This is a genomic window from Paenisporosarcina sp. P4_D4 (assembly GCF_056401835.1).
In genome coordinates this window covers 1-773 of sequence record NZ_JBFUIO010000386.1, presented here as the reverse complement: position 1 = coordinate 773, position 773 = coordinate 1, and the positions used below count along the sequence as shown (strand labels likewise).

2 protein-coding genes are annotated in these 773 nt (G+C 34.7%); both read left to right on the top strand.

Annotation, left to right across the window (positions count from 1 at the left end):
* Positions 1–387, top strand: a 387-nt coding sequence (locus AC1DSL_RS19010; protein ID WP_477533448.1) for a hypothetical protein, incomplete at its 5' end; no start/stop codon positions are given.
* A 34-nt stretch (positions 388–421) separates the two neighbouring features.
* Positions 422–625, top strand: a complete 204-nt coding sequence (locus tag AC1DSL_RS19005) for a hypothetical protein (RefSeq protein ID WP_477533447.1) — start codon at positions 422–424, stop codon at positions 623–625.
* Positions 626–773: the final 148 nt, after the last annotated feature.

Sequence of the window (773 nt, the reverse complement as noted above, 5' to 3'; positions counted from 1 at the left end):
GCTAAAGCCCATAAGGGTCAAATGGATAAGGCTCGACAGCCATATATTCTTCACCCTTTACGTGTAATGATGTCATTGGATACAGAGGCAGAGAGAATAGTAGGAGTCTTACACGATGTAATTGAGGATACAACAATAACAGTTGATGATCTAAGAGCTGAAGGATTTCCCGAATATATAATTGAGGCATTAGTAAGCGTTACTAAGAGACACACTGAAAACTATTGGGATTTCATTAGAAGATCAATGCAAAATAAAATTGGTCGAAAGGTCAAATTGGCTGATGTAAAAGACAACATGGACTGGGGTAGAATTGCTAATCCCAATGAAAGTGATATGAAAAGAATGCAAAAGTACCAGCAAGCGTATTACATGCTGACCAAGTAAAAGAAATATTTTATATGAATAGGGAGGGAACAATTTGAAAACATATTGCTGCGAAGAACTTAAAGCACTAATTGATAATCTAGATGGTATTTATTTTCCTGTAGGAGAAGGAGAAGTTTCAGGAGGTGTAGAGCTAGTTAAATCTTCTGATGTATGGTCTGTTTCTTTTAGTGATGGATGGAATTCTTATCCTGATTTAGAGATTAAGTTCTGCCCTTATTGTGGAATTAAGCAATGATGCTCGCAACTCAATAAAAAATGTTCTTATAAAGCATTATTAATAAACTATTAGCGTATAATCCTATAACAGTTCGCAATGTTTCGATCTGGTTCTTAAGATGAAGAGACGGGATATGAATGTGATTAATAAAATTATTGATATGCTT